The following is a 21,154-nucleotide window of genomic DNA, read 5'->3' on the forward strand; positions in this document are numbered from 1 at the left end:
CACCCCCCTGCAAAACCTGGCCCAGCGGCCGGGACAGAGCCGGGAGACCCTCAACCGGCTGTCAAGCATGAGGGTCCGAGCAGCACTCGAAGCTCGGCGAGCAGTCCCTTTGTCGTGTCGACGCTGAACTGCGAGGCGAGCCGGATGCACTTCGCGCCGACGTGCAGGAGGACCGGGGAGGGCCCGGGGTGCTCCGAGAGGAGCCTCTTCAACGACTCCACCCGCGCATCGGTCAGCGCGTGAAGAGGCAGCTCCAGGTGGAGCGGCTCGATGGATCCGTCGACCTTCAGCTCAGGGCGCTTGAGCTCCATGCAGATCAGCTTCGGCTGGTCCTCCTTCAGGTCCAACCGGCCCTTCACGCAGACAACGGCGTCGTCCGCGAGCAGATAGCCCACCTCGGTCATCACCCTCGGGAAAACCCACACCTCCACCGACGACTGCAAATCCTCCAGCAGGAAGGTGGCCATCAGGTCTCCCCGCTTGGTGTACTTCCGGGCCAGCCCGGTAACAACCCCGCCGACCCAGCGGGTCTCCCCGTCCCGACCCTGCTCTTTGAAGTCGCCGATCGTCCCATCCACGTGCCTCGCCAGCGCCGCCTCTGCCCCTTTCAGCGGGTGGTCGCTCAGGTAGAGGCCGAGCATTTCTTTCTCGAAGGCCAGGCGGGTGTGCTTGTCGAACTCGCGGTCCGGCACGGGCATGCGGGCTTCGTCGAAGAGCGGCTGTCCGGAGCCGTTGAGGTCGCCGAAGAGGCTCATCACCCCCTGGTCCTCTTCGCGGCGGCGAGCCAAGGTGCGGTCGACGATCTGCTCGAACACGGTGCAGAGGCCCTGGCGCGGGTGACCAAGCGAATCGAAGGCTCCCGCTTTGATCAAGGACTCGACGGTTCGCTTGTTGAGCACCATCGGATCGACCCGGGCGCAGAAGTCATAGAAGTCGCTGAAACTGCCTTCCTTCTCGCGCTCGTCGATGATCTTCTCGACGAGCGCCTCGCCCACGTTGCGTATCGCCGAGAGTCCGAACGGGATGGTCCAGCGGGAATCCGCTCCGTCGCCGACGCGGACCGCGGTGAAGTCGGACGACGACAAGTTGACGTCGGGAACCAGCACCTCCATGCCCATCGCCCGGCACTCGGCGAGGTATACCGCGGTCCTGTCCTTGTCGTCCTTGACGCTGGTGAGTAGGGCGGCGAGGTACTCGGCCGGGTAGTTCGCCTTGAGCCACGCGGTCTGGTACCCGACGAGTGCGTAGCCGTAAGCGTGCGACTTGTTGAAGGCGTAGTCGGCGAACGGCTCGATGATGTCGAAGAGCCGCGCCCCTAGTTCGGAGCCGTAGCCGGTCCGCTCGCAACCGGCGATGAATTTTTCCCGCTCCTTCGCCATGACCTCGCGGATCTTCTTGCCCGCGGCCTTGCGCAGGTTGTCGGCTTCTTCGAGCGAGTAGCCGGCGATCTTCTGCGCGACGCGCATCATCGACTCCTGGAAGACCATCAGCCCCTGCGTGTCTGCCAGGACCTCCTCCAGGTCGGGGTGGAGGTAGGTGATCGGTTTGCGGCCGTTCTTGCGGTCGGCGTAGTCGTTGTGCATGTTCGCCGCCATCGGGCCCGGCCGGTACAGGGCGTTCAGGGCGGCGATATCGTCGAAGGAGTCGGGGGCAAGGGAGCGCATGAGCGAGCGCATCGGGCCGCCCTCGAGTTGGAAGATCCCGATCGAGTCCCCGCGCTGGAGCATCTCGTAGACCTTGGGGTCGTCGAGCGGGATGTCGTCGATGTCGGGGCGTGCGCCGGTTGCGTCCTCGATCAGGTCCAGGGTCCGCTCGATGACGGAGAGGTTGCGCAGCCCGAGGAAGTCCATCTTGAGAAGGCCGAGGTCCTCGACCCCGTGCATTTCGTACTGGGTGACGATCGGCGCGTCCTCGGGCTTGCCACCGGGCTCGGGCTTGCGCTGGATCGGCAGGTGGTCGGTGAGGGGATCCCCCGATATCACCACTGCCGCGGCGTGGATGCCGTCCTGCCGGCGCATTCCCTCCAGCCCCCGGGCGACCCCGACCACCTTGGCGGCCTCGGGGTCGGTTGCCACGAGGTCTCGCAGCTCGGTCGCCTGCCTGTATCCGTCCGCGAACTTCGGGTCCTGTTCGAAGCACGCCCAAAGGGGGGTGTCTCGGCCCATCACCAGCGGCGGCATCAGCTTCGCGATCCGGTCGCCGAGCCCGTAAGGAAAGCCGAGCACGCGTGCGGCGTCACGCACCGCGGCCCTCGCTTTGATGGTGGAAAAAGTGACGATCTGCGCGACCCGATCCCATCCGTAACGTTCGGCCGCGTAGCGGATCATCTCTGAGCGATACCGCTCGTCGAAGTCCATATCGATGTCAGGCATCTGCTTGCGGCCCGGGTTCAAGAAACGCTCGAACAGAAGGTCGTACCTGATCGGGTCGATGTCGACGATCCTCAGGCTGTAAGCCACGCAGCAACCTGCCGCACTCCCCCGACCTGGGCCGACGCGGATCCCGCTGTCCCTCGCGTGCCGAATCAAGTCCCACACCACGAGGAAGTAATCCGAGAAGCCCATGTCCGAGATGACGCCCAGCTCGTACTCGAGCCGCGCGGTTACCGGCGGCGAAAGTGGCTCCCCGTATCGCTGCTCCGCGCCTTCGAAGGTGAGGTGCCTGAGATACGCGTCGGCCGTGTCGAAACCTTGGGGGCGGGGAAACGACGGGAGCTTCGGTTTTCCGAACTCGATCTCCACGTCCGCCCGCTCTGCGATCCAGAGGGTGTTGTCACACGCTTCGGGATAATCCCGGAACAGGTGGCGCATCTCTGCTGCCGACTTCAAGTAGTGCTCGTCTCCATGGAACTTGAAGCGCTTCGGGTCGTCCATCACCGACCCGGTCTGCACGCACAACAGCGCGTCGTGGGCTTCGGCATCGGACCGCGAGACGTAATGGCTGTCGTTGGTAGCCAGCAGCGGCGCGCCGATCCGCTGTGCTAGACGAATCAGCTGGGGGTTGGTGCGCTGCTGCTCGGGCAGACCGTGGTCCTGCAACTCCACGAACATCGACTCGCGCCCGAAGATGTCCTGCAGGCGGGCGGCGAGCCGGGTCGCGTTCTCGAAGTCGTCTCGGAGCAGTGCCTGCAGCACCACGCCGCCGAGGCAGCCTGTCGTGGCGACGATCCCCTCGTGGTGGCGCTGAAGGAGCTCCCAGTCGCAGCGAGGCTTGTACCAGTAGCCCTCGAGATAAGCGTCCGAGGAGAGCTTCATCAGGTTCTTGTAGCCGTCGTTGGTCTCGGCAAGCAGCGTCAGGTGGTAGTACAACTTTTCGCCGGCCTCGGCGTCCCCGCCGGTGTCGTCTAACCGCCCCCGCCGCACAGGTCGATCGAACCTCGACTCGCCGGCCATGTAAGCCTCGGTGCCGATGATCGGCTTTATGCCGGCGTTCCTTGCCGCCTTGTAGAAGTCGAGGACCCCGTACATGTTGCCGTGATCGGTGATCCCGATCGCCGGCTGGCCGTCGCTCACCGCCCGGGCAATCACATCCGGGACCCGCGCCGCACCGTCGAGCATCGAGAACTCGGTGTGCTGGTGCAGATGGGTGAACGACGCCCCCACGACTTAGCCTGATCTCCTTGTCTGACGTGCGAGAACGCTTTTCCGGACAGCGCCTGTAGGTCATCCACAGCTCCTGTGGAAGGCCCTGTGGAGAACTACAGCGCTGTGATTTCGCCGCCCCAGGCTAGCGCGGCCACCTCCGGTTGAACACGTTCCGAGGGCGGCTTTTTACAGGTAAGTCCCGCCGGCGGGCCTTTCGTCGGTGCGGGCGGGAAGGCTCCTCTGGCGCATTTGCTCGAGCTGAGCCCGTGCCGCCATCTGTTGAGCGAAGAGTGTCGCCTGGATGCCCTGGAAGAGCCCTTCGAGCCAACCGACCAGCTGGGCTTGGGCGACCCGCAGCTCCGATTCGCTCGGCACCTCGTCGGGGCCGAACGGCGACGTCATCCCGGCCAGCTCGTCCCGTAGGTCGGGAGAAAGCCCGTCGGCCAGCTCCCGCACGGAGGTGTCGTAGATCTCCCTCAACCGAGCCCGGCCGCGTTCGTCCAGCGGCGCCTGGCGAACTTCCTCCAGGAGCTGCTTGATCATCGAACCTATCCGCATCACCTTGGCGGGTTGCTCGACCGCCTCCCGGTCGGGTTGGCCGGATTCCGCGGAGTCGCCCTCACCCGGAAGATCGCCGGGGATGATGAGCACCTGCTCACCCTGAGGGCCGTCGGACATCGGGCCTTGGGACATCGGGTCTTGAGCCATCACGTACCCAGTCTGCCCCGCTGCCCCAGCAACGGCACAAACATCTCGTCGGGTGTCAGCGACCCGTGCCGGCAAACCAGCACCGCTTCGGTGGTCTCGGAGGGGGCGAGGTAGCCGACGGGCTCGAACGGCACGACGGCCACGTCTCCTAGACGCGCCCTGATCGTCGGGGTCAACGGTCCCCCGAACCAGCCTTCCGCTTCGAGCTGGTCGCACGTTGCCACCCACGCCTCGTCGCCGTAGATCTCGCCGGCAAGGGTCGCAAGCTTCTCGATCGCTCCCGGCTCGCCGGCGGGAGCATGGAGCCAACGGAAGCGCGCTTCGCCGCTGGCCATCTCGATCTCGCTTGTCAATCGCGCGTCGAGGACGCGCGCCCTCTGCCCGACATCGACCTGCCCGTGATCCGATGTGACCGCGACCGCGACGTGGGAGGGGAGCTGGTCGAGAAGGTCACCGACTATCCGATCGACCGCGATCAACTCGGCGTCGTAGTGGTCGTCGAACCCGTATATGTGCGCGATCTTGTCGACGCCTTCGTAGTACGCGTAAACGAGCGGCGCCCCCGCGGCGATCTGGCGCCGAACCTCGACGGCGAGGCTCGAAGGCTGCACCCAACTGGCTTCGGCCGCCCCGCGTTGATGGGCGATGGTGAAGCCGGTCCCTTTGAACTCGGCCTTGCTCACCACCGGGATGGGCCGACCGCCGAAAGGAAGCAACGGTTGGAAGGCCACAGGGTCCACCACCTGGCGCATGTCCCCCAACTGCGTACGCCACCGCAGGACATTCATGACCTCGGGCCCGCCTTCGCCATCCACGACCAGCTTGTAACCGACGATCCCGTGAGCCGCCGGCGGGGCGGACACGGTTATCGAGGTCAGCGCGGTCGCGGTGGTGGTCGGGACCACCGAGGTGATCGGACCGCCCGGCATCTCGCTCAGCACCTGCGCGAACCCCGCTCGCTCCCCGAGCTGCAACCAGCCCAGCCCGTCGATCACCAGCATCACGACCTGTTCTGCTTCCCTCAGCGGGTCCGGAAGCCACTCCGGGCGAAGCCCGACGGGGCCGGTCAGGGCGGGTATCAGCCCGACCAGGTTCGGTCCGTCGTAGTCAGGAAGCACCGGCTGAGGCACACTCATCACGACCAACCCTAGAGGTACGATGGGACAGTGAAGGTATCCACGAGGGGGGATTACGCGAGCCGGGCGCTCCTTTCGATGGCTCTCCACGGCGGGCAAAGCCAGCCGACCTCCGTACGCGACATAGCCGAGCGTACCGGCCTTCCGCAGCCCTACCTCGAGCAGATCCTTCTGGCGTTGAAAGGCGCCGGGCTTGTTCGCTCGAAGCGCGGAGTCGGTGGCGGCTACGTGCTCGCGCGCGCTCCTCAGGACATCAGCCTCTGCCAGATCGTCAGCGCGGTCGAAGGCCCAATCGTCGCCGGCGACTTCGGCGAGCCGCACCAGAACGGCGCGTGCGACCACGAGGGTCAGTGCGTGCTGCTAGCGGTGTGGGCCGACGTCGGCGAGCACATGCGCAAGCATCTCGAGTCGTTCAGCCTCGCAGACATGGTCGTACGCGCCCAGGGCAACGCGCCCGTGGCGCCGGCCGAGCTGCTCGCCCACTGACTCAAGCGGCACTCAATGAGAGTGCCTAATGAGTGTGACGGTGCGCCGCGGCCAGATGCGAGTGCCCGACCCCTATGGGCTGTCCGACCCGATCCTCTTTCCCAGGCCAGGGAGCACGGTAGGCGCACGTGTCGCAGTTGACGCCTGACTCAGCCGCGGCAGAATCGCCTTGCTGATCATGCGATCCCGTCCCGATCGCTTCGCGGTACCGCCGGACGACCAACGGCACCAGCGCCGGCTCCGGCCCGATGTAGCCGGCATCCACGTACTGAACGCCAGCATTGTCGAACACAGCTGACATTTCGGCGCGACCCCGCTCCACCAGTCGCCCATGGCAGAGGAACCACCACGCGACCGCGACCCTCGTGTATCCAATCCGCACCATCGCGGCCGCCGCGTCCTCGATGCTCGGCCCGGTGATCCCACTGAAACCGACGTTGACGAACCCACTTCCGGCCCACTCCCCCACGAGGCGGGCGGCTTTGTACGCGTCCGAGTTCGCATCCGGGTCCGAGCTTCCACGGGCCAGCACGAGTAGGGGCAAGCCCGCGCCACCCGCAGAGACAACAGACTTCCCCAACAGCTCCACCGCCTCTCTCGCCACACCGAGCGGCGTTCCGAACCGGAAGTCGACGGACGGATGCCGGTCGCGCGCTTCGAGAACGACCGCCGGCGAGTCGCTCTTCGCGTGCCCGGCGCCGAGGAGAACCAGCGGAAGGACGCCGATCCGTTCGCAGCCCCGTTCGACCAGCCGGTCGATCGCCGCTCCCGCGGGCGGATCGTTGAGTTCTAGGAACCCGACCTCGACGGAGACGTAGGGCATCTCCGAAGCGACCAAGCCGCCGAGGGAGTGCATCTCCTCCACGCTCAGCTCGGAGCGGGACCCGTGACCGACCATCAGGAGTCCCTCCCGAGCAGGCAACGGTCCCCGCCCGCCACGACCGGTCCCGCCCATCGGGCCTTCTCCCACGCCTACCACGGGCGCCAAACCTAACCGACTCGCCTTCCGACCGCCGATGCTGCGAGCATCCGATTCGTGCCTTCGGATCTGCTCGGCCCGCGCGTCGTCATCGCCGGCACCCACTCGGGGGTCGGCAAGACAACCGTCGCGACCGGGCTGATGGCTGCCCTACGTGCGGCCGGCCACCGGCCGGCGCCTGCGAAGGTCGGCCCGGATTTCATCGACCCCGGGTACCACTCCCTCGCGTGCGGTCGGCCCCCCCGGAACCTCGACGCTTGGCTTTCCGGGACCGAAACGATCCCGGGCCTCGCCGCCCGAGCTGCCAATGGAGGCGATGTCCTGGTGATCGAGGGGGTCATGGGCCTCTTCGACGGCGCCGGCGACAACACCCCGTCGTCGACCGCCGACATCTCCCGCATGCTCGACGCCCCGGTGGTGCTAGTCGTTGACGCGGCCGCGATGTCCGGCTCGGTGGCCGCCCTCGTTCACGGCTTCAAGACCTTTGATCCCTCGTTGCGCTTCGCCGGCGTCATCCTCAACAAGGTCGGTTCCGAAGGACACGCGACGCTGCTGCGCGAAGCGATGGCACCAACCGGGATTCCGGTGCTCGGCGCCCTTCCCCGCGACGACCGCCTCTCCTGGCGCGACCGCCACCTCGGCCTCGTTCCCGTCGCGGAACAACCTGCGCGAGTCGAAGCATCACTGTCCCACCTCGCTGCAGCGGTCTCCGAGCACATCGACCTCGACTCGGTCGTAGCCATCGCCGCTTCAGCACCCCACCGATCACCGAGCGCACCGCCTTTGCCGCGCCCCGGCCCGCCCGTCGAAGTGGCGGTCGCCGCGGGCCGCGCGTTCACGTTTACCTACACCGACACGATCGACTCGCTGGAAGCCGGCGGCGCGCGAGTCTCCACGTTCGACCCGTTGTCAGATGCCAAGTTGCCAGATGCCGACGGAGTCATCATCGGTGGTGGATTCCCCGAGGTTCACGCTTCCGCGCTCGCCGGCAATCAACCGTTCCTGAACGATCTCAGGACGAAAGCCCAAGACGGAGTCCCGTTCTGGGCGGAGTGTGGAGGCCTTCTTCTCCTCGCCGAATCGCTCGACGGCCACAGGATGGCGGGAGTCCTGCCCGCGAAAGCGAGCATGACCGAACGCCTCACCCTCGGATACAGGGAAGCGACCACCACCACCTCGACAGCCGTCGGCCCGGCCGGCACAACCTTCCGGGGCCACGAGTTCCACTATTCAAGGCTGCAGCCCCCCGGCGAGGCCCTGACGCTCAGCTCCCGCTGGGGAACCGCTGGCGAGGGCTGGGCGACACCAACGATGCTCGCCACCTACGTCCACCACCATCCCGGAGGAGACCCAGGCCTCGTTCAGGCCTTTCTCGGCGCCTGTGCCCTACGTCGTGCCCTACGTCGCGGCTAGCGCCTATTGTGCGTTCCCGTGAGCAGGACATGAAGAAGAGCAGCCTGTACCTGCCCGACCGGTTGAAGGCGGCCCTAACCTCTCGCGCCGCCGCCACGGGCCGCTCGGAAGCCGACCTCATCCGGTCCGCGCTCGAGACGATGCTCTCGACCGGTCAGACGAGCTCGCAACGCGTCGACCCGCCGATCCCGGGACGGCTGATCGGGGTCGGGGTCGGGCCGGGCGAACCCGAGCTGATGACTGTTCGCGCAGTCACGGCGCTGCGTCGCGCAGACCGTGTGCTCGCACCTACTACGTCGGTTGACTCGGTGGGCCGCGCCGAGGCCATCGTCCGCGAAGCGGTGCTGGATGTCCCGATCGAAAGGGTTACCTTCTCGATGAATCCGTCGCGCACAGCACGGGACCGGTCGGTCAACACCGCCGCGGCGGCAGTTGCCGCGCATCTCAATGCAGGCGAGGAGGTTGCTTGGATCACCCTCGGCGACCCTCTCACCTATTCGACGTTTTCCGCCGTCGCCGATCGAGTCCGCAAGCTTCGTCCGTCGACGATCGTCGAGCAGGTGCCCGGAATCATGGCGTTCCAGGCTCTGGCCGCACGAACGGGAACGGTGGTGGCCGACGAGCGAACAAGGGTTTCGATCAGGACCGGCCTCGACGGCGACGAGCTCGACGCCGACCTCCGCGATCAGTCCACGACTCTGGTCGTCTACAAGGGAGGGAGACGCCTCCCCGACATCGCCGCGCAAGCTGCAAAGCGCGGACGCAACGGAACCGCGGTCGCCGGCGAGCTTCTTGGCATGCCCGGCGAACGTATCGGGTCTCTCGCCTCGCTGGCCACCTCACCGGCTTCCTATCTTGCAACGGTCATCTTCCCCGCGAGACGCAAGGGGCCGAAATGATCTCGTTCGTCGGCGCGGGACCCGGAGCGGCGGACCTGCTCACGATCAGGGGGGCCAAGCGCCTGGCTGGCGCGGATGTCGTCATCTGGGCGTCGTCGCTCGTGCCCGAAGAGCTGCTGACCCACTGCCGCAACGAAGCAGAGATCCATGACTCTGCGGTCATGACCCTCGAGGACGTCGTAGACGTCTACCGCCGCCATCCGGAGTCGTCGCAGATCGTGCGGCTGCACTCGGGTGACCCGAGCATCTACGGCGCCATCGGCGAGCAGATCGACTGGTGTCTCGAGAACCGTCGCTCGTGGGAGATCGTCCCCGGAATCAGCTCGGTGACCGCGGCCGCCGCGATCATCGGAAAAGAACTGACCCAACCGGGTGTCTCGCAGAGCGTCGTGCTGACCAGGCTTGCCGGTCGCACCAGTTCGTCGATGCCGGCGCGCGAAGGGGTCGAGCAGTTTTCTCGTCACGGATCTTCGATGGCCGTCTTCCTGTCCGGCGCCCGTCCCGACGAGCTGGCGTCCGAGTTGCTGGGGACCGAAAGCGGTTACCGACCCGACACGCCGGCGGCGATAGTGATCCGCGCCACCTGGCCCGACGAAAGGGTGATCTTCACCACGGTGGGCCAGTTGGCCGACGACCTGAAGTCGACGGGGACGACGCTGACCGTCCTCGTTCTGGTCGGCGACTTCCTCGCCGATCTCCCCGTCGCCAGGCGCTCGCATCTGTACTCCCCCGGTCACTCCACGGCGTACCGTCTTCGCTCGAAGCCGGGTTCGACCGCCGGACGGCCCTCGGCCCGCCGGCGTTGAGACAGCAGCCTCACGAGCCGCCGCTCTCACCGGAGGTCGCCGGGGCGAAGGGACTCCGGACCGGCTGGACGACCGGAACGTGCACCGCTGCGGCGGCCAAGGCCGCGGTGACCGGCCTGCTCACCGGTCAGGTCCCGGAAACAGTCGAGGTCGGCCTTCCTTCCGGAAAAAGGGTCGCCTTCGATGTGGTGGACGCTGATCCCTCCGAACCGTGGCGCGCTGCTGTCGTCAAGGACGCCGGAGATGATCCCGACGTCACCAACGGGGCTCACCTGACGGTGGAGGCTCGGTGGCTTCCCGTCGGCTCTCCGGCCGGGACGGTCGAGCTCGTCGCGGGCGACGGCGTCGGCACGATCACCCTGCCCGGGCTGGGGCTCGAGGTTGGCGCGCCTGCCATCAATCCGGTTCCGGCCCGAATGATCAGAGCCGCTGTTGCGGAGGTCGCCGACCGTCCGGTGTCGCTGACCGTTTCGGTACCGGGCGGAGAGGAGATGGCGTCGAAGACGTCCAACGCCCGCCTCGGGATCATGGGCGGGATCTCGATCCTCGGGACCACAGGTGTGGTGCGCCCGTTTTCGACGGCGTCGTGGCGGGCGAGCGTTGTGCAGCAGGTAGATGTGGCGGCGGCCCAGGGACGCGACGTGATAGTGCTTTCAACGGGCGGGAGGACCGATGCGGCAGCCCAGCGGTTGCTACCGGAACTGCCGCCGGTCTGCTTCGTAGAGGTCGGGGACTTCACCGGGATAGCCCTCCGGCGCGCCGCCGGCGCCGGGATGTCCAGGGTCGTGTTCGTCGGGATGGCCGGCAAGATCGCCAAGCTCGCTGCTGGCGTGCTGATGACCCACTACCGAAGATCCAAGGTGGATGTCGAGATGCTGGCCGAGGTCGCCCGCGCGTCGGGGGCGCCCGCCGCTGTCGTATCTGCCGCGACCGAGACTGCCACCGCTCGGCACTTCGCCGAGGTGTGCGTCCGCGAACGATCATTGGACCCGCTTGCAGAGCTGTGCCGTCGGGCTTCTGCATCGTGCACCGAATTTGTCAACGGAACCCTCGATGTCGAGGTGATCATGGTCGACTTCGAAGGAGAACAGGTGCTGGCCCGTGGATAAACCATCGCTGTCAGCCGGCGCGTCCGTATCCCTCGTCGGACTGGTCGGAGGCGAGTGGTTCGGCTCGGCCGCGGGTGACGTACTCGCTGCGGCGGACGTGCTCACCGGCAACTCCCGGCACCTTGATTCGCTCCCCGACGAGCTTCCCGGGCGTCGGGTTCCGGCACCGAGTTCCGTGGCCGGATGGCTCGACATGATCGAGTATTGGAGCCGGTCCGGCGAGTCGGTCTGCGCCGTGGTCTCCGGCGATCCTGGTTTCTTCGGTTTGGGCCGCCTGGCCACAGCGCGCTTCGCCAAGCTTCTGACGATCTTCCCCGCGGTGTCGTCGGTGTCGCTTGCATTTGCGAGGGCCGGGATGGCGTGGGACGACGCAGCCGTGGTGTCATCCCACGGCCGCCCGATCGACCATGCGGTGTATGCAGTGTCCCATCACCCCAAGGTTGCGGTGATGTGCTCTCCTGACAACCCACCGCAGGCTCTTGCCATCGCCCTCCTCGAATCGGGTTGCGCGGCACGTCGAATGTTCGTCGCGTCCCGGCTCGGCGAACCCGACGAGCGGGTGTGGGAAGGCGACCTCGAGTCGCTCGCCGGCGAGCAGTTCGACGGTCTGTCTGTGGTGGTCGCTGTTGCACCAGTGGCAGACCCCGGATCAGGACCTGGGATCTCGTGGGGATTGTCAGAGGACTACTTCGAATACCGCGCGGGGATGATCACGAAAGCGGAGGTGCGGGCGGTGGCTTTAGGGAAACTCGCGCTGCCTCCATCGGGGGTCATGTGGGATGTCGGCGCCGGTTCAGGGTCGGTTTCTTTCGAATGTGCGAACCTCGCGCCCGGGCTTCGGATCTTCGCGGTCGAGCGCCAATCCGAAGACGTCGACAGAATGCGCCGCAACCTCGAAGGCACTGCGGTCGAAGTTGTTACCGGCGAGGCGCCGGCCTCCCTCGCAAGCCTGCCCGACCCCGATCGCGTTTTTCTCGGCGGAGGCGGGCCCGCTGTCCTCGACGAGGTGTTGAACCGGTTAAGGCCAGGAGGGACGGTCGTGGCCACCTTCGCCTCGTTCGGCAGGGCGGCCGCCGCCGCGGAGCTTCTGGGCAACGTCATGCAGGTGGCCGTCAGCAGGGGTGTTCGCTTGGGTCGCGACGGCAGTTTCCGGCTGGAGGCCCAAAACCCGGTGTTCATCTGCTGGGGGCCGAGTAGAACGGGACTGGGTTGAACCGCGTCGTCTGCTGTTCGATAACTTCGGCCGGCGAACACGTCGCACGAAAGCTCCCGTACGAGCACAGGCACGGCAACCTGGTCACCAACGTGAGCGAGCTCTGGGAGCGCGTCGACGGATTCATTCTTGTGTCAGCTACCGGAGTCGCAGTCAGAGCGATAGCGCCGCACCTGAACCGCAAGACCGGGGACCCGGCGGTTGTCTGCGTGGACGACCACGGAACCTTTGCGATCGCGCTCTCCGGGGGCCACGCGGCCGGAGCGAACCGGCTGGCGCTGGATGTTGCGGGCGTGCTGGGCGCCACTCCGGTGATAACGACCGCAACCGATAGCGCCGGACTGCCCGCGCTCGACAACCTTCCCGGCCTCATCGCGGAAGGCGACGTCGCGACTATCACGCGATTGTGGCTCGACGGATCTCCGCCCGCGCTTCGCGTCGACGTCGGCCTGGAGGCTTGGCCGCTGCCGGAAGAGATCCGCGGCCTTCCAAACGAAGGGGCGGCGGAGGTACTCGTGACCGACCGGCTCCACGACCAGCAGCACGGCCCCCAGGTTCGCCTCCGGCCGAGCTCGCTCGTTCTGGGGGTCGGCTCGAGCTCCGGTGCCGACGCGGAACGCTTGTGGGAGCTGGCGATGTCGCAGCTGCAGACGGCGGGGCTCGATGCTCGATCGGTTGGCCTAGTGGCGACGCTCGACCGCAAGCTGAGCGAACCGGCTATCAGGTCTCTGGCCGAACGCCTCGGGGTGGAACTCCGCGGTTTCGAAGCCGCTCTGCTCGCAGGCGTCGACGTCCCGAACCCGAGTGAAGCCGCCGAGAGAGCTGTCGGCACCGCCTCGGTCTGCGAGGCCGCCGCGCTTCTCGCGTCCGGGCCGGGGTCGGTCCTGCTTTCCGAGAAGGCGATCAGCTCGTCAGCCGACTCCACCGTTGCGATCGCCCGCCGGCGGGTGCCTGAAGGCCACCTGGCGGTGGTGGGTATCGGACCGGGGCACCCGTCTCGCAGGACGGCAGAGGCGAACATCGCAATCAGGCACGCCGACGTGGTGATCGGCTACAGCGGGTATGTCGAACAGGCTTCGGATCTTGTCGAAGCGCGGCATCGGGTGATCTGTTCCCCGATCGGAGCCGAAGAGGACCGATGCCGGGAGGCGCTGAAGCTGGCGGCTGAAGGTTTCTCGGTGGCCCTGGTTTGCTCCGGCGATCCCGGCGTGTACGCGATGGCTTCGTTGGTTTGCGAGCTTGGCGGCGAATACGGCGATCCTCCGTTGTCGATCGTGCCCGGAGTGACCGCCGCCCTGAGCGGCGCAGCGGTGCTGGGTGCGCCACTCGGTCACGATCACGCAGCCATATCTTTGTCCGACCTCCTGACCCCGTGGGAGGAGATCGTCCGGCGGCTCGAGGCGGCTGCCGCCGGCGATTTCGTCGTGTCGCTCTACAACCCGCGGTCGTTCCGTCGCTCGGAGCACCTTGGCGAAGCGCTGAAGATCCTCGCGTCTCGACGGGCGCCTTCAACCCCGGCCGCGGTCCTGACCGACATCGGGCGACCCGGGGAGTCGGTGTCGAGAACGACGCTCGGTGAACTCGATCCTTCAACCGTCGGGATGCTTTCGCTCGTCGTGGTCGGATCGACGTCTACGCGCTGGATCGGCGAGCGAATGGTCACGCCCCGCGGGTACAGGACATCCGAGCCGTGACTGTCACGGTCGACGGATCCTGCACCGCGTGTGGTGTGTGCATCGTCACCTGTCCCGAGAATGCGTTGTCGAAGGCACCACTCCAGCCTGCAGTCATGAGCACTCGCTGCACCGATTGCCTCGCGTGTGTGGAAGTGTGCCCCACCGACGCCATCCGGCCTGTCGCGCTGTCCGGGTCGTGACCGATTCCGAGATCCATCCCATCGAACAGGAGTCATACCGCATCATGCGGTCGCGCGTGGACTTCTCCCGGTGGCCGGGCGGCGCGCGTGAACTGGTGGAGAGGATGGTGCATGCGACGGCGGACGAGTCGTTCTCTGACACGGCGCGCGTCGGCGGTCGATTCGTCGAAGCGGCCGTGGGCGCGCTCCGGTTGGGAGCCGCGGTGGTGTGCGACTCTCGGATGGTCGAGGCGGGAATTCCTCCCGTAGCGAGCCGGGTTTCGGTTCGCTGTTATCTGGACCAGGCCCCAGGCCGGCCAAACCGGGCCGGACTGCACGGGTCGACTCGGTCGGCGGAAGCCTTCAGCTTGGCGGCGGGCGAGCACCCGACCGGTGCGGTGTGGGCGGTGGGGAACGCCCCGACCGCCTTGTTCCGCCTGCTCGAGCTTCATCGCGCCGGCGAGGTATCGCCCGCTGCTGTCGTGGGTCTGCCCGTTGGATATGTCGGGGCCGCTGAGAGCAAAGAGGCTCTGTGGGCGTCACCGCTGCGCGACATCGCCGTGACCAACGTTGGGCAGCGCGGGGGAAGCGCTGTCGCGGCTGCGGTGCTGAACGCGCTCGCGCGCTTGGCTTGGACTCAGCCGGAGCCGAGGTAGGCGGCCCGAACAGACGGGTCGTCGAGGAGTTCCTTCGCGTTCGCGGAGCGGGTGACCACACCGAGCTCGATCACGTAGGCACGATTGGCGAGGCTCAGCGCCTGCACCGCGTTCTGCTCGACAACAAGGACGGTGGTCCCCTGCTCGTTGATCTCGCGAAGGATGCGGAAGATCTGTGACACCAACATTGGAGCCAGGCCCATCGACGGCTCGTCCAGCAACAGCACCTGGGGGTTGGCCATGAGGGCCCTGCCGATCGCGAGCATCTGCTGCTCCCCTCCCGACAGGGTCCCACCCATCTGGCCCCGGCGGTCAGCGAGGCGCGGGAAGAGCCCGTACACCCTTTCGAAGTCGTCGTCGAGGGGGTCGCTGCGGTCGTACCCGCCCATTTCCAGGTTTTCCCGTACGGTCATCCCCGGAAAGATCCCGCGCCCTTCCGGTGCTTGGCACAGCCCGAGCTTCACCCGCTTGTAGCCGGGAAGGTGGGTGATGTCCTTCCCGTCGAAGCGGATGACGCCTCTGCGGACCGGGCGAACTCCGGAGATCGCCTTCAGGGTGGTCGTCTTGCCCGCTCCGTTGGCCCCGATCAACGCGACGATCTCACCGCGATCGACCGACAGGGTGACCCCTTTGAGCGCCTCTACCTGGCCGTAGAAGACGTGCATGCCCTCCACTTCAAGAAGCGCCATGGCCGTCCCCGGAGTCTTCGGGCCGGCCGAGGTAGGCCTCGATCACGGCCGGTGTCTCGCGGACCTCTGCAGGCAGACCTTCGGCGATCTTGCGCCCGAAGTCGAGGACCGCGATCCGGTCGCAGAGGTTCATCACGACGGTCATGTCGTGCTCGATCAGAAGGACCGTGACGCCGGTGTCCCGGATCCTGCGGACGAGTGCGGCGAGCCCCTGTTTCTCCGCAGGGTTCATGCCGGCCGCGGGCTCGTCCAGGAGCAGGAGCTCCGGACCGGTCCCGAGCGCCCGGGCTATCTCGAGGCGCCGCTGGTCCCCGTAGGAAAGGTTGCGGGCGGCTTCCTGCTCGGAGCTGGCGATGCCTACGAATTCGAGCAGCTCCCGTGCCTGCAGCCTCCCGTCCCGTTCCTCTCGGCGGTGCCGGGGCAGGTTCAGCACCGCACCGGGTATCCCCGTGCGGTGGCGGGCGTCGCATCCGACCATGACGTTTTCGATCGCGGACATCTCCGGGAAGAGCCGGATGTTCTGGAACGTCCTCGCAATACCCAACTGGGTGATCCGGTGCGGCTTCAAGCCTGCGACCCTGCGGCCGCTGAACCGGACGTCGCCCCTCGTCGGCTGGTACACGCCGGTGATGATGTTGAACGTCGACGTCTTGCCGGCCCCGTTCGGCCCGATCAAGCCAAATATCTCGCCGCGGTGCACGACCAGGTCGAGTTGCTGGATCGCGTCGACCCCCCCGAATCGGACAGTCAGGCCGTCGAGCTCGAGAAGTGTGTCCGCGGACGCAACCGGCGCGGTCGCGCTCACGCCTCCACCTCAGCTGCGGGCTCGGACGAAGGCGCAACCAACGGTGCACTCATCCCCCCTCCGGTCCCGACCTCTTGCAGCTCGGCGCTGCGGCGGCGGGAGGGCCACAAGCCCTCCGGCCGGAAGATCATCAGCACTACCAGCGCGGCACCGAAGGCGAGAATCCGGTAGTTGGCGAACTGGCGAAAACGCTCCGGCAGCCATTCGACGACGAACGCGCCCAACGCAACGCCGAACATGTTTCCCGAGCCACCGAGGATCACGGCCACGAGTACGAGGATCGAGATCTGGTAGCTGAAGGCGGTGGGATCGATGTGGTTCGCCTGGGAGATGTAGAAAGCGCCAGCGGTACCGCCGACGGACGCGCCGATTGCGAACGACCATAACCTGAATCTGTAAGTCGGCACACCCATCAGCTCGGCGACGTCCTCGTCCTCCCGGATCGCCATCCATGCCCGACCGACACGGCTTCGCTCGAGCCGGCGCACAAAGAACACGACAACGAACAGGACTGCCAGAGTCAGGTAGAAGTACGGCTTCCCGCTCAGCACACCGTAGGTGAGCTGCTTGACGTGGGGCACCGACGGCGGGTGTGGGATCTGCGAGATGCCTTGAGGCCCACCGTCGACGCTCACCAGGTTGTTGGCAGCCACCGCGACGATGAGACCGAAGCCGAGCGTCACGATGGCCAGATAGTCGCCCCTGAGCCGCAAGGTCGGTGCCCCGAGAATCAGTCCGGAGATCGCCGCAGCAACGATCGCGACGGGAAGCGCTGGCCAGAAGTTCCATCCGTGGTTCTTCATCAGGATGGCGGCGACGTACCCGCCGACGGCATAGAAGCCCACGTACCCGAGGTCGAGCATGCCGGCATAACCCACGACGACGTTGAGCCCGAGGGCCATCAGGATGTAGATGGTCACCGCACCCGAAAGCACGAACGGCCATGAGCTTTGAGGTGCCATGATCCGCGACACCGGTCCGCTGGGCAGGAAGTAGGCGATTGCGAGGTAGAACGCGATGACGACGACGACCTTCGCCGGCAGGGAGAGGCTCGCCCACGTACGTCCGGCGCGGGTATTGAGCCTGCCCTGCGTCGCGGTGATCCGATGCCCGATGCTCATGCGCGGGCCCTCGCCAGCGATTCGCCGAGCAACCCGCTCGGACGGACGAGCAGAACGACGACCAGCACCACGAACACGACGACGTTTTCCCATTGCGATCCGAAAAGGCTCGAACCGTAAAACTCGAGAAGCCCGATGACCAGGCCTCCGAGCAGCGCCCCTCGAAGGTTGCCTATGCCCCCGAGCACGGCCGCGGTGAAGGCCTTGATGCCCGGCAGCTGCCCGATGTCGTAGCGAGTCTGGTGGTAGTGAACTCCGTAAAGGGTGGCAGCAACGCCGGCCATCAGACCGCCGACGAGAAATGTGTAAACGATGACCCGGTCGAGGTTGACTCCCATCAACGTCGACGTCTCGGGATCCTGGGCGACGGCCCGTATGCCTCGGCCGAACTTGGTCGTCGCCACGAGTCGTTCGAGGGCGATCATCATCACGACCCCGGTGATGATGACGAGGAGATCGTCGGATGTAACCGCGGCAGATCCGATCTTGAACACCGTTGCGTGCCCCATGAGGTTGGGCAGTTCGACCGCGTCGCGTGTGTACCAAATGCCGAAGATCTCCTGCAGCACGAAGGAGGCGCCGATGGCGGAGATCAGTGCCGCAAGGCGGCTGGCGCCTCGTCGCCGCAGTGGGCGGTAAGCGAGGCGTTCCAGCAGGATCGCGGTGAAGGCGGACGCTGCCATCGCGACGAGGACACACACCAGCAAAACACCAACGAGCTTTCCTCCACCGACCTGCGAATGGATGTCCAGCAGGTTGAGCGCGCCGAGCATCGCCATCGTGCCCACCATGAACACTTCGCTGTGGGCGAAGTTGATCAGCTTCAGCACCCCGTACACCATGGTGTACCCGAGTGCGAACAGGGCGTAGATACTCCCAAGCACCAGTCCGTCAACTGTCGACGGCCAGAACTCCGTCACGAAGCTATGAAAGTTCAAACCTCTCCTCGCTGCCCTCGCTGCCTGGCAGGGGAATCGTTGGCGGGGGGTTTTGAAGCCCCCCGCCAAGCGTGTCGATTCCTAGCTCGTGGTTCCGGTCTGGACGATCTTGCCGTTCTCTACCTTGTACACGTAGATCGTGCCTCCGAAGATGTTGCCATTCGGCTGGAACTTGATCGTCTTGGTGATGCCCGTGTAGTCGATCGTCGCCAAGTAGGTGTTGATCGCGGAAGGGGTAGTCGCTCCCGACTTGATGGCCTGGAGCACCGCGTTGGTCGCGTCGTAGGCCTCAGCCGAGTAGATCTCGGGTGCCGAACCGATCTGAGCCTGGTATGCGGCGTCGAACGCCTGGGCTGCCGGGATCTTCGTGCTGTCGGCACAGGCACAGGAGAGGTACGCGCCCTCGGCCGGTGCCCCTCCGGCATCGGTCACGAACTTCTGGTCCTCGGAACCGTCTCCAGACATGAAGCTTCCGGCGTACGCCTTGGCTTTCAGCTGGTTGATCAAACGGCCGGCTGCGTCGTAGTAGCCGCCGAAGAACACGGCATCGGGCTTCGCCGCGACGATCTTGTTCACGGTCGCTCCGTAGTCAGCGGCCTTCGGATCGATGTGGTCGTTGAGGACCACGGTGCCCCCGGCCGTTGCCACGTTGCTTCTCACCGAGTCTCCAAGGCCTTGCCCGTAGGAGCTGGCGTCGTCGATAACCGCAACCTTCTTGGCACCGAGCGACTTGACCAAGTAGTCGGCGTCGCCGGCTCCCTGGGCGGCGTCGTCGGCAACGACACGGTGGTAGTACTTCCAACCGTTTTGAGCCAAGGTCACCTTGGTCGCCGAGGCACTGATGTTCGGTATGCCGGCCTGCTCGAAGATCGGGTTGGCTACTCCCGACTCGCCCGAGAACGCCGGACCGATTACCGCGACGACCTTGTCGTTGATCAGTTTGGTCGCACCGTTGTTGGCCTGCGCTGGATCGCCCTGGCTGTCAAAGGGGTCAAGCGTAACTTTCACCGATGGGTTGGTAGCGTCGTACTGGCTGATCGCGAGCTGCTCGCCGTTGCGGATGTTGATGCCCAGCTGAGCGTCGGCTCCGGTGAGGGCTCCGAAGAAGCCGATCTTCACCGTCTTCCCGGACCCTCCGCCGCTCGAGGTTCCCCCCGTGGTCGACTTGTTGCTGCTGGAGCTACAAGCGGCGATTCCCAGTGTTGCGATCGAGACCAGAGCGGCGGCCTTGAGCCCCGCCCGGTGGTCGCGTAATGCCATTCGATTTCCTCCCGAAAGATCGAACTGCTTTGTCGAGCCCGCAACAATAGACCTAGCTCGGACCGCTGTGTCTTATACCCCGGAGCACCCCGGACAGGTCAGCAGGAACTTCGGACTCGAACACCATCAATTCGCCCGTTCGGGGATGGGCGAATTGCAGTTTCGTCGCGTGCAGAAACGGGCGCCCCTGAGGCAGGGGAGCCCAATTGCCCAGTTTGCGCGATCCGTAGCCGTCGTCGCCCACGAGCGCGTGACCTATCGACGCGAAGTGAACCCGGATCTGGTGGGTGCGTCCGGTCTCGAGACGGCAGCTCAGCAGCGTGGACGGCGCTGGTTCGCTGAACCGTTCAATGACCATGTACAAGGTGCGGGCGGACCTCCCACCAGCCTGTACGCGAATTCTGGTGGGGTCGACATCGGAGCGACCCAGAGGCGCGTCGATCAGGCCCTCGTCGGACGCGACGTTCCCCGCGACCAGCGCGATGTACTCGCGCCCGATCGTACGCGCCGTCATCTGCGCGGACAGGGATCTGAAGGCGGTCGGAGTGTGCGCCACAACCAGCAGGCCCGACGTGCCCTTGTCCAGGCGGTGAACGATGCCTGGTCGGTCGGGCTCACCGCCGGCAGCCGTCAAGTCCGGGAACCGGGCCAGCAGGCCGTGAACCAAGGTGCCGGTGCGAGTTCCCGCCCCCGGGTGCACCACCATGCCGGCGGGCTTGTCGACGACGATCACGTCTTCGTCGTTCCAAACAACCGGAACGTCCACCCATGCCTCGGCACCAGGAGCAGACGGCCCTTCATCCGGCAGCGGTCCGACCAACCTAAGCCGCTCTCCTGCTCGTACCTTGCGGTTGCGGGACGTGAGCTGACCGCTTGGCAGCGTGACCCTCCCGGAAGCGATCAGGTCGTTGACCACCCGCCGGCTGAGACCGGTCAGAAGCGCCAGCGCCCTGTCGAGGCGTTCGTCGTCAAGCGCAGACGGAACCTCGAAGCACACCTCAGCCGGTTCATCCATTGGTCTCCACCTTGGGACGGCGGTCCAACGCGTAGAAGGCCACGATCATCACGACCCCGACGACGATCGACGAGTCGGCCACGTTGAACACTGGCCACCAATCGTGTTGGCCGACCCGAGCCGCGGCAATGAAATCGATCACCGCCCCGGGGTGGGCCGGAATGTGACGGAAGAACCGATCGCCGAGGTTTCCGGCTGCGCCGCCGAGGATCAGGCCTAACGCGATCGTCACCGGCCAACCGGTCCCCCAGGCGGCCCGCCTGCCGAATAGGACCAGCCCTGCGACGACGGCGAACACCCCGATCTCGACCAGAGGGGTGACGCCACGACCCAGCCCGAAGGCCGCCCCTCTGTTGAACGTCAAGTCGAACCAGAGCGTCCAGATGACGTGACGAGGTGAATTGGCGTGGTGCAGAGCCCAGGTTTTGCTCACCTGGTCGGCGGCGGTGACCGCGGCAGCAATCACGGGCACGGCAACGCCG

19 protein-coding genes are annotated in these 21,154 nt (G+C 66.2%); 8 read left to right on the forward strand and 11 right to left on the reverse strand.

Annotated elements, in window-relative coordinates; all coding sequences use genetic code 11:
- Window positions 1-50 precede the first annotated feature (50 nt).
- The 3 genes from dnaE to VFZ97_07085 all read right to left on the reverse strand — a co-directional run bounded on the left by dnaE (window position 51) and on the right by VFZ97_07085 (window position 5,428).
- Window positions 51-3,602 (reverse strand): DNA polymerase III subunit alpha, encoded by a 3,552-nt coding sequence (gene dnaE, locus VFZ97_07075; protein ID HEX6393187.1) that lies wholly within the window; start codon window positions 3,600-3,602, stop codon window positions 51-53.
- Window positions 3,603-3,770: 168 nt separating this feature from the next.
- Window positions 3,771-4,292, reverse strand: coding sequence for a bacterial proteasome activator family protein (locus VFZ97_07080; GenBank protein HEX6393188.1), 522 nt, complete (start codon window positions 4,290-4,292; stop codon window positions 3,771-3,773).
- A complete protein-coding gene (locus tag VFZ97_07085) occupies window positions 4,292-5,428 on the reverse strand; it encodes an alkaline phosphatase family protein (GenBank protein ID HEX6393189.1) in 1,137 nt (378 codons plus the stop codon). The genes VFZ97_07080 and VFZ97_07085 overlap by 1 nt, the downstream gene beginning before the upstream one ends.
- Before the next feature lie 30 nt (window positions 5,429-5,458).
- Here VFZ97_07085 and VFZ97_07090 point away from each other — a divergent pair, with 30 nt between their 5' ends.
- Window positions 5,459-5,914 (forward strand): Rrf2 family transcriptional regulator, encoded by a 456-nt coding sequence (locus VFZ97_07090; GenBank protein HEX6393190.1) that lies wholly within the window; start codon window positions 5,459-5,461, stop codon window positions 5,912-5,914.
- Window positions 5,915-5,939: 25 nt separating this feature from the next.
- Here VFZ97_07090 and VFZ97_07095 read toward each other — a convergent pair whose 3' ends face one another.
- Entirely contained in the window at window positions 5,940-6,893 is a 954-nt protein-coding gene (locus VFZ97_07095) for a sirohydrochlorin chelatase (protein HEX6393191.1), read from the reverse strand.
- A gap of 57 nt (window positions 6,894-6,950) precedes the next feature.
- Here VFZ97_07095 and VFZ97_07100 point away from each other — a divergent pair, with 57 nt between their 5' ends.
- The 7 genes from VFZ97_07100 (at window position 6,951) to VFZ97_07130 (ending at window position 14,844) form a co-directional block, all read left to right on the forward strand.
- Window positions 6,951-8,306 carry a cobyrinate a,c-diamide synthase gene (locus VFZ97_07100; GenBank protein HEX6393192.1) on the forward strand — a complete coding sequence of 452 codons (1,356 nt, stop codon included), beginning with the start codon at window positions 6,951-6,953 and terminating at the stop codon, window positions 8,304-8,306.
- Between the two features lie 29 nt (window positions 8,307-8,335).
- Window positions 8,336-9,205 (forward strand): precorrin-2 C(20)-methyltransferase, encoded by an 870-nt coding sequence (gene cobI / locus VFZ97_07105; GenBank protein HEX6393193.1) that lies wholly within the window; start codon window positions 8,336-8,338, stop codon window positions 9,203-9,205.
- Window positions 9,202-10,011: a precorrin-4 C(11)-methyltransferase gene (gene cobM / locus VFZ97_07110; protein HEX6393194.1), complete on the forward strand. Its 810-nt coding sequence runs from the start codon at window positions 9,202-9,204 to the stop codon at window positions 10,009-10,011. The genes cobI and cobM overlap by 4 nt, the downstream gene beginning before the upstream one ends.
- Entirely contained in the window at window positions 10,008-11,120 is a 1,113-nt protein-coding gene (locus tag VFZ97_07115) for a cobalt-precorrin-5B (C(1))-methyltransferase (GenBank protein ID HEX6393195.1), read from the forward strand. Before cobM ends, VFZ97_07115 begins: the two co-directional genes overlap by 4 nt.
- Complete coding sequence (gene cbiE, locus VFZ97_07120) at window positions 11,113-12,333, forward strand: precorrin-6y C5,15-methyltransferase (decarboxylating) subunit CbiE (GenBank protein ID HEX6393196.1); 1,221 nt, start codon at window positions 11,113-11,115, stop codon at window positions 12,331-12,333. The genes VFZ97_07115 and cbiE overlap by 8 nt, the downstream gene beginning before the upstream one ends.
- The gene (cobJ, locus tag VFZ97_07125; GenBank protein ID HEX6393197.1) at window positions 12,330-14,027 is read left to right on the forward strand and encodes a precorrin-3B C(17)-methyltransferase; all 1,698 of its coding nucleotides are present in this window, start codon (window positions 12,330-12,332) and stop codon (window positions 14,025-14,027) included. The genes cbiE and cobJ overlap by 4 nt, the downstream gene beginning before the upstream one ends.
- Before the next feature lie 178 nt (window positions 14,028-14,205).
- A complete protein-coding gene (locus tag VFZ97_07130) occupies window positions 14,206-14,844 on the forward strand; it encodes a precorrin-8X methylmutase (protein ID HEX6393198.1) in 639 nt (212 codons plus the stop codon).
- Here the strand turns inward: VFZ97_07130 and VFZ97_07135 are convergent.
- From VFZ97_07135 to VFZ97_07165, 7 genes are all read right to left on the reverse strand, one after another.
- Window positions 14,826-15,533 carry an ABC transporter ATP-binding protein gene (locus VFZ97_07135; GenBank protein ID HEX6393199.1) on the reverse strand — a complete coding sequence of 236 codons (708 nt, stop codon included), beginning with the start codon at window positions 15,531-15,533 and terminating at the stop codon, window positions 14,826-14,828. The genes VFZ97_07130 and VFZ97_07135 overlap by 19 nt on opposite strands.
- Window positions 15,520-16,338 carry an ABC transporter ATP-binding protein gene (locus tag VFZ97_07140; GenBank protein HEX6393200.1) on the reverse strand — a complete coding sequence of 273 codons (819 nt, stop codon included), beginning with the start codon at window positions 16,336-16,338 and terminating at the stop codon, window positions 15,520-15,522. Before VFZ97_07140 ends, VFZ97_07135 begins: the two co-directional genes overlap by 14 nt.
- Window positions 16,335-17,459, reverse strand: coding sequence for a hypothetical protein (locus tag VFZ97_07145; protein HEX6393201.1), 1,125 nt, complete (start codon window positions 17,457-17,459; stop codon window positions 16,335-16,337). The genes VFZ97_07140 and VFZ97_07145 overlap by 4 nt, the downstream gene beginning before the upstream one ends.
- Window positions 17,456-18,379 (reverse strand): branched-chain amino acid ABC transporter permease, encoded by a 924-nt coding sequence (locus tag VFZ97_07150; protein ID HEX6393202.1) that lies wholly within the window; start codon window positions 18,377-18,379, stop codon window positions 17,456-17,458. Before VFZ97_07150 ends, VFZ97_07145 begins: the two co-directional genes overlap by 4 nt.
- A 99-nt stretch (window positions 18,380-18,478) precedes the next feature.
- Window positions 18,479-19,657: a branched-chain amino acid ABC transporter substrate-binding protein gene (locus VFZ97_07155; GenBank protein HEX6393203.1), complete on the reverse strand. Its 1,179-nt coding sequence runs from the start codon at window positions 19,655-19,657 to the stop codon at window positions 18,479-18,481.
- 52 nt (window positions 19,658-19,709) lie between these two features.
- Complete coding sequence (locus tag VFZ97_07160) at window positions 19,710-20,672, reverse strand: RluA family pseudouridine synthase (protein ID HEX6393204.1); 963 nt, start codon at window positions 20,670-20,672, stop codon at window positions 19,710-19,712.
- Window positions 20,665-21,144, reverse strand: coding sequence for a signal peptidase II (locus VFZ97_07165; GenBank protein HEX6393205.1), 480 nt, complete (start codon window positions 21,142-21,144; stop codon window positions 20,665-20,667). The genes VFZ97_07160 and VFZ97_07165 overlap by 8 nt, the downstream gene beginning before the upstream one ends.
- Window positions 21,145-21,154: the final 10 nt, after the last annotated feature.

Source organism: Acidimicrobiales bacterium, from assembly GCA_036378675.1.
Classification (GTDB): Bacteria; Actinomycetota; Acidimicrobiia; order Acidimicrobiales; family Palsa-688; genus DASUWA01.

What these genes read in the sequence shown, in the direction of transcription:
- VFZ97_07160 (HEX6393204.1), bottom strand. Translation starts at nt 20,672, where the DNA reads ATGGATGAACCGGCTGAGGTGTGCTTCGAGGTTCCGTCTGCGCTTGAC.
- VFZ97_07080 (HEX6393188.1), bottom strand. Translation starts at nt 4,292, where the DNA reads ATGGCTCAAGACCCGATGTCCCAAGGCCCGATGTCCGACGGCCCTCAG.
- cobI (HEX6393193.1), top strand. Translation starts at nt 8,336, where the DNA reads ATGAAGAAGAGCAGCCTGTACCTGCCCGACCGGTTGAAGGCGGCCCTA.
- VFZ97_07155 (HEX6393203.1), bottom strand. Translation starts at nt 19,657, where the DNA reads ATGGCATTACGCGACCACCGGGCGGGGCTCAAGGCCGCCGCTCTGGTC.
- VFZ97_07085 (HEX6393189.1), bottom strand. Translation starts at nt 5,428, where the DNA reads ATGAGTGTGCCTCAGCCGGTGCTTCCTGACTACGACGGACCGAACCTG.
- cobM (HEX6393194.1), top strand. Translation starts at nt 9,202, where the DNA reads ATGATCTCGTTCGTCGGCGCGGGACCCGGAGCGGCGGACCTGCTCACG.
- VFZ97_07135 (HEX6393199.1), bottom strand. Translation starts at nt 15,533, where the DNA reads ATGGCGCTTCTTGAAGTGGAGGGCATGCACGTCTTCTACGGCCAGGTA.
- VFZ97_07145 (HEX6393201.1), bottom strand. Translation starts at nt 17,459, where the DNA reads ATGAGCATCGGGCATCGGATCACCGCGACGCAGGGCAGGCTCAATACC.